Origin of the sequence: Emticicia sp. (assembly GCF_043780375.1) — a bacterium.
Taxonomy (GTDB): domain Bacteria; phylum Bacteroidota; class Bacteroidia; order Cytophagales; family Spirosomataceae; genus Emticicia.
Genome location: NZ_JAYWCU010000043.1, coordinates 1 through 5380 on the forward strand (window position 1 = coordinate 1; position 5380 = coordinate 5380).

7 protein-coding genes are annotated in these 5380 nt (G+C 33.4%); 4 read left to right on the plus strand and 3 right to left on the minus strand.

Going from position 1 to position 5380, the window contains the following annotated elements; translation table 11 throughout:
• Positions 1-18: 18 nt before the first annotated feature.
• Complete coding sequence (locus tag ACH2CJ_RS03030) at positions 19-429, minus strand: hypothetical protein (RefSeq protein WP_394990620.1); 411 nt, start codon at positions 427-429, stop codon at positions 19-21.
• An 82-nt stretch (positions 430-511) separates the two neighbouring features.
• On the opposite strand from ACH2CJ_RS03030, the gene ACH2CJ_RS03035 reads away from it, so the two are divergent.
• From ACH2CJ_RS03035 to ACH2CJ_RS03050, 4 genes are all read left to right on the plus strand, one after another.
• A complete protein-coding gene (locus ACH2CJ_RS03035; protein ID WP_394990622.1) occupies positions 512-1807 on the plus strand; it encodes an aminopeptidase P N-terminal domain-containing protein in 1296 nt (431 codons plus the stop codon).
• Between the two features lie 129 nt (positions 1808-1936).
• Positions 1937-2335: an antitoxin Xre/MbcA/ParS toxin-binding domain-containing protein gene (locus tag ACH2CJ_RS03040; protein WP_394990624.1), complete on the plus strand. Its 399-nt coding sequence runs from the start codon at positions 1937-1939 to the stop codon at positions 2333-2335.
• A complete protein-coding gene (locus tag ACH2CJ_RS03045; RefSeq protein ID WP_394990626.1) occupies positions 2335-2793 on the plus strand; it encodes an RES family NAD+ phosphorylase in 459 nt (152 codons plus the stop codon). Before ACH2CJ_RS03040 ends, ACH2CJ_RS03045 begins: the two co-directional genes overlap by 1 nt.
• A 60-nt stretch (positions 2794-2853) precedes the next feature.
• Positions 2854-3684 carry an N-acetylmuramoyl-L-alanine amidase-like domain-containing protein gene (locus tag ACH2CJ_RS03050; RefSeq protein ID WP_394990627.1) on the plus strand — a complete coding sequence of 277 codons (831 nt, stop codon included), beginning with the start codon at positions 2854-2856 and terminating at the stop codon, positions 3682-3684.
• 31 nt (positions 3685-3715) lie between these two features.
• Here ACH2CJ_RS03050 and ACH2CJ_RS03055 read toward each other — a convergent pair whose 3' ends face one another.
• Together ACH2CJ_RS03055 and ACH2CJ_RS03060 are read right to left on the minus strand one after the other, a co-directional pair.
• Positions 3716-4990, minus strand: coding sequence for an amidohydrolase family protein (locus ACH2CJ_RS03055; RefSeq protein WP_394990628.1), 1275 nt, complete (start codon positions 4988-4990; stop codon positions 3716-3718).
• Positions 4991-5036: 46 nt separating this feature from the next.
• A complete protein-coding gene (locus ACH2CJ_RS03060) occupies positions 5037-5207 on the minus strand; it encodes a hypothetical protein (protein ID WP_394990629.1) in 171 nt (56 codons plus the stop codon).
• Positions 5208-5380 lie beyond the last annotated feature (173 nt).

The window sequence follows — 5380 nt, forward strand, 5'->3', positions numbered from 1 at the left end:
TTTAATGTTACTTCAATTCTAATGGAAAAACTGATAGTTTAGTTTTTTTGTTATACTAAAAATAAAAATAATGCAAGTATTAACCCGTAATTCGCATACTTTACTGTCAATTGGAGTGATTTCTTTGATGAAATATAATTTTTTAACTTCAGCAATTTGATTGGCATTAAGATTTGCCGAAATAGCATTCAACCATTTTGATTTGACAATCGGGTGAATATCAAGGCTTTGCAACACAGAAAGATAGCTTTTATTGACTGGTAAATCTGAGATTTGAGATTCTGGAAGTCTTAAATTTCGGCGATTTTCTTTACATTTATCGGAAACTAAAGCTTGAGTAAATAAATCTTTATCAGTAAAAAAAAGCCAATATTTAGTTTGTTGAGCATTTACATTTAATGAAAATAAAGTAATAAAAATTAAATTCATGAAAATTCGTCTGATTCGTGTCATTCGAGTGCTATAATTTATAATTTCGCAAATATTCCAAAAAAACTATCAAAAAAAGAAGATGCGTTACGAAAAAATTGATTCGCAACTATTTATTTCAAATCGTGAAAGATTAAGAGCTTTACTAAAGCCAAAATCAATCGTTATTGTTCAGTCGAACGATATAATTCCAAGCAATGCCGATGGGGCTTTGGGTTTTCGACAAAATAACGATATTTTTTACTTGACTGGTATCGACCAAGAAGAATCTATTTTAGTACTTTTTCCAGATTTTCCTGATGAAAAATTTCGAGAAATCCTTTTGGTGCGTGAAACAAGCGAGCATATTAAAGTTTGGGAAGGCGAAAAACTTAGCAAACAACAAGCAAGTGAAGTTTCGGGAATACAGAAAATAGTTTGGACAAATAATTTTGATGCTACTCTACGAAAATTGGTTTTTGAAGCAGATCAAGTTTATCTCAATATTAATGAGCACGATGGCGGAGATTGGCATTTTGAAAGTCGAGAACGAAGGTTTATTTCAGAATTTAAACACAAGTTTCCTCTACATAAAATCGAAAGATTGGCCCCTTTGATGCACCAATTACGAGTGATAAAACAACCAATTGAAATTGAATTAATTAAAAAAGCCATCGAAATAAGTGGAAAAGGTTTTGCAAGATTATCAAGATACTTGAAACCAAATATTGCAGAATATGAATTAGAAGCAGAACTCACGCACGAGTTTTTGATGAATCGCTCAAGAGGTCACGCCTTCGCCCCTATTTTAGCATCGGGCAAAAGTGCGTGCGTGCTTCATTATGTAACAAATAATAATTTGTGTAATAGTGATGAAGTAATTTTGATGGATTTTGGGGCAGAATATGCCAATTATAATGCAGATATTACCCGATGCTTGCCTGTAAATGGAGAGTTTTCGGCAAGACAAAAGCAAGTTTATGAAGCAGTTTTGCGAGTAATGAAAGCTGCAAAATCAATGCTTATTGCAGGAAATACTATGGAAAATCTCCGAAAAGAAGTCGGAAAAATCATGGAATTGGAATTGATTGAACTTGGTTTATTGAACGCTCATGAAGTTGACAAACAATCGGAAGATGCTCATTTGTATAAAAAATATTTCCCGCATGGTATTTCGCATCATTTAGGACTTGATGTGCATGATGTGGGCAGTCGTTATGAAGTTTTTAAAGCAGGAATGGTTTTTACTTGTGAGCCGGGCATCTATATTCCCGAAGAAAAACTCGGCATCCGTCTCGAAAATGATATTTTAATAACTGACACTGGAAATATTGACTTGATGGCTGATATTCCGATTGAGATTAAAGAAGTGGAAAAATTAATGAAATTTAATGATTGATTTGTGATTGGGTGAATTAGTGACTTAAAAAGTCTTGTAAAATCGCAAATCACTCAATCACAAATATTTTAAAATAAAACTTGCACAATACGACAATTTTCGTTTAATTTACGTCAAATGTCTGAAATTATGTTTTTACTATTCAATAAAACGCTCAAAAATCAATCTGAATTGGTGGAATTAGCTCGCACTGGGATTCCTAAAAATGCCGTTGTTAAGATGGCAAAACAATTGTCATTCTCTGGAAAAGAACTGGCAATAATTATAAATCTTTCTGAAAGAACGCTTCAAAGGTATCCTGACAATAAAAAATTAGAGAAAATTGCTTCTGAAAAAGCCATTCAGTTGGCAAAACTCTACGAAAGAGGCAAAGAAGTTTGGGGCGATTTAGAAAGATTTAAAGGTTGGATGCGACATCCAAATCCGTTTATCAGCTCAAAAACACCCCTTGAAATGTTAGATACTGGTTTTGGTTTTGAAATGGTTTTAGACGAAATCGGTCGAATCGAACATGGGATTTTAGCATAATGGAAGTTTTTAGGCTATCTACTGCAAAATATGCCAATGATCTGTCAGGCACTGGTGCAAAGCTTCACGGTGGGCGTTGGAATCAAAAAGGTGAGGCAGTTTTATATACTTCTGGTAGTCGTGCATTAGCTTTGGTAGAAGTTTTGGTGCATTTAACCAATGCTTTTTTGCCTTTAAATTATCAATTGATAAGCATTTATATTCCTGATAATTCAATTATCGAACTTTCTACAAAGTCTCTTCCAGACGACTGGAAAAGCATCGAACCAAGCGATTCCACTAAAAAAATAGCAACTAAATGGCTATTACATAATGAACATTTAGCTCTAAGAGTGCCTTCTGTAGTAGTTGAAGGTGAATTTAATTATTTAATAAACCCTCTTCACATTGATTTTCAACAGATTAAAGTTCTAAAAATCGAAAATTTCTCGTTTGATGATAGACTTTTAAAATATTAAAAACAACAATTTAAATTTAAAAACACCGTTTAAAAAGACAAGAAATTACAAATTATTCGTATGAAAAACACACACTTCAATTCAATAATTTTAATCGGTTTCATAATATTCATTTCTCACTCAATTTTTGCTCAAAGTGCTGACGAAATGATTTTTATGCAAAAAATGAAATTACCTAATGGCGAATCAAAAGCAAAAACTGCTTTGATAATTGCCAAAAGCTTTATTGGACAACCCTACAAAGCAGCCACATTGGAAGGAAACCCAAAAGAGCAATTGGTTTGTAATCTTCGAGACTTTGATTGTTCGACTTTTGTAGAAAGCGTAACCGCAATGACTTTAACAAAGTATAGCAAAAAACCGACTTACGAAAATTTTAATACACAGCTAAAAAATCTTCGTTATCGTAATGGTGAAGTAAAGGGCTATGCTTCTCGTTTACATTATTTTAGAGAGTGGATGATTCAAAGTGAAGAAAATAAGATTGGTCAAGATATAACCAACCTTATTGGTGGAATTATTAATAAAAAAGAAATAAATTTCATGACTAAACACCGTGAACTTTATCCAACGCTAAAAGACGAAGTGGCTTTCGGAGAAGTAAAAAATGGTCAAAAACACTTAAATGAGTATGATTTCTACTTTATTCCGAAAGGAAAAGTAGAAAAAACAGAAAGTCAAATACAAGATGGAGATATTATTGCTATCACCTCAACAGTTGAAGGATTGGACTTTAATCACGAAGGTTTTGCGATTCAAAAAAATGGACGAATCTATTTACTTCATGCCTCTTATGATCAAAAAAAAATAATGATATCTCAAGAGCCTCTTGCCGATTATCTCAACAAAATAAAAAAACACTCGGGAATTTCGGTTTTTAGATTGTTATAAATAATTTAGACTTCGTTCGATTACCTCAAATTTATTGAATCTGCACTATCTTCCCGTCTTTCATCACTAACTTTATTTTTCTAATATTTGAAATAGTTTGCATAGGATTTCCTTCAACGACCAAAATATCAGCTAAAAGTCCAGTTTTTATTCTACCAACTTGATCATCAACATGAAAAGCATCGCTGTTGATACTTGTGGCAGATTTCAGAGCATCAATTGGTTTCATGCCGTAAGCTACCAACAACTCCAATTCTCGAGCATTATCGCCATGAGGAAATACGCCAACATCGCCACCAAAACAAATTTTTACTCCTGCATCAAGTGCTTGGCGAAAGATTTCTTTTTTCTTTTTTATACGCTCAGGGTCAGCATCAGTATCTTTTTTCCAACCTCTATATTGACTAATCGCATCGCCTGCAGCAAGCGTTGGACAGAGGCATACATTTTTTTCAACCATTAATTTCCAAATGTCAGGTGTTCCATTATCTCCATGTTCAATAGTTTCAACACCACCTAAAATCGCACGTCGCATTCCTTCGGCAGTCGAAGCATGAGCAACCGTTGGGCGGCCTGCACTTTTAGCAGTTTCTACAATCAATTTTATTTCATCAATCGAAAAAGTTGGAGCCGCTTCGGCACGTAGTCCCCAACGATAATCGGCATATATTTTTATCAAATCAGCTCCGTGTCCTATCTGATTTCTTACTTTTTTAATCAAATCATCATGTCCGTCAGCTTCCTCAGCACCTTGTGGCACTTGAAAATCGGGTGAAAAACCTTTAGGTGCATAACTTCCTGTTGCAATCAATGCTTTGGTGGCAATAAGCAATCTTGGTCCTAAAATAATTCCATCATTGATAGCTCTTTTTAGCCCAACATCATCAAACTCTGCTCCTTCTGTACCCAAATCTCGGGCAGTGGTAAAGCCTGCTTTTAAAGTTCGCTCGGCATGAACCACCGCACGAGAAGTACGGTACGAACGAGCTTCTTTCAACACTTGGTCTTCCCACGGAGTTTCGTTGTAAGGATGCAAGAAAAGATGCGTATGCCCTTCAATTAAGCCTGGCAAAAGTGTGCAATTCTTTAAATCAATTATCTTTGTATCATTTGGTAGATTTTTCTCAATAACTAATTGATTATCAATCTTCTCAATTTTATTATCTTTGATTAACACACCTTGTTTTTCAATTATTTTCTCTCCATCAAAAATCCTTTCAGGTCGTAAATAGGTAAACGTTTGAGCATTAGCGGTTTCAATCGTGAGTAATAATAAAATGTAGTATATTGCTTTTTGTTTGTTCATTGAAGTATTGATTCATAAATTTAATAACATAATGTTAATACTTTTCTTATTGATTGCGAAATTTTCTTAGCCCAGCAGCACCAATTGCCAAAAAAAGTACGCCCATAAAAGTATTAATTGTTGAAACATTTTTAACAATTAAACGCATTAATAAAATTAAAATACCACATGCAATTGCCACATAACTGGCGTAATACGAAAGTTTGTTTTTATCCATTTTTACTGATAGTTAGAATATTTTGTCATAAATATAATCAAAATTAATTTTCTTTATAATCGAATTATATATTTGTAACTTAAGTTACGCAAGATTAACTTTTATGTAGTGATATCTGCTTAAATTTACAAAAAACTGTCAATTTTACCAAAATCTAATCAAATTCATGAAAC

Excerpts from the sequence above, each read along its gene's own strand:
- ACH2CJ_RS03030 (WP_394990620.1), bottom strand. The coding sequence starts at position 429 with ATGAATTTAATTTTTATTACTTTATTTTCATTAAATGTAAATGCTCAA.
- ACH2CJ_RS03035 (WP_394990622.1), top strand. The coding sequence starts at position 512 with ATGCGTTACGAAAAAATTGATTCGCAACTATTTATTTCAAATCGTGAA.
- ACH2CJ_RS03040 (WP_394990624.1), top strand. The coding sequence starts at position 1,937 with ATGTTTTTACTATTCAATAAAACGCTCAAAAATCAATCTGAATTGGTG.
- ACH2CJ_RS03045 (WP_394990626.1), top strand. The coding sequence starts at position 2,335 with ATGGAAGTTTTTAGGCTATCTACTGCAAAATATGCCAATGATCTGTCA.
- ACH2CJ_RS03050 (WP_394990627.1), top strand. The coding sequence starts at position 2,854 with ATGAAAAACACACACTTCAATTCAATAATTTTAATCGGTTTCATAATA.
- ACH2CJ_RS03055 (WP_394990628.1), bottom strand. The coding sequence starts at position 4,990 with ATGAACAAACAAAAAGCAATATACTACATTTTATTATTACTCACGATT.
- ACH2CJ_RS03060 (WP_394990629.1), bottom strand. The coding sequence starts at position 5,207 with ATGGATAAAAACAAACTTTCGTATTACGCCAGTTATGTGGCAATTGCA.